This is a genomic window from Shewanella sp. BF02_Schw, assembly GCF_014596695.2.
GTDB lineage: Bacteria > Pseudomonadota > Gammaproteobacteria > Enterobacterales > Shewanellaceae > Shewanella.
Genome location: NZ_JABKAW020000025.1, coordinates 1 through 739, shown reverse-complemented (window position 1 = coordinate 739; position 739 = coordinate 1). Strand labels below are relative to the sequence as shown.

At 49.1% G+C, this 739-nt stretch carries 1 protein-coding gene; it reads right to left on the bottom strand.

Annotated features, from left to right (window positions below):
* Positions 1-651, bottom strand: a 651-nt coding sequence (locus HNW13_RS23440; RefSeq protein WP_208062981.1) for an OmpA family protein, incomplete at its 3' end; no start/stop codon positions are given.
* Positions 652-739 lie beyond the last annotated feature (88 nt).

The following is a 739-nucleotide window of genomic DNA, read 5'->3' as shown; positions in this document are numbered from 1 at the left end:
AACCGTAGCTGTGACCGAAGAGTATAGCTTCATGAAATCCGCTACTTTGCTAAGCCCATCTTCGTATTGTGGTTTCAAGTTGGCCTTGTTCTTATCGTACTCGATCACCAAGGCGATGGTGAGTCGGGCAGGTTCCACCGTCAGTCCGGGAATGTCGTTTACACAAGTGATGACGGCATCGATCCTACGGTTCATGCGTTTGCCGACCATGGTGGCATTTGTCGCAGTGGCATGCGTTTCACCATGACCTATCGCCGTCAACCTGGATGCGGCGATATGGTGCGTGTCTTCCAGATAACTCACCACACTCTGCGCCCTGCGCTGAGACAGTTTCATGTTTTCTTCTGTGGTTCCGACTTTATCGGTGTAGCCTTCGAACACAGCAGTGGTGGCAGGGTATTTATTCATGTAGGTGCCCACTACAGCGAGTTTTTCCTTATCCTCAAGCTGCATGTTGTCATTGTTTATTCCGAACTGGATGTCGAGGATACTGCAGTATTGTTCGGTCTTGTTCTGAACCGGGACTATGACCTGAACTGGTGCAACAACCTCAGGCGCTATCTCCTCTGAACTGTAAGAGGAGGTATAGGGCTTTTTGCTGCCACCAAAACCGATAGACCAGGCCGATGTCGCCTTTATTGTTAACTGCATCGTTGACCCGTTAGTGTTCCGCTTCTGCACGAATATCTACAGTTTCATTAGACCATTACAAGTCAGACAATGCGTACTCAATCCCAAG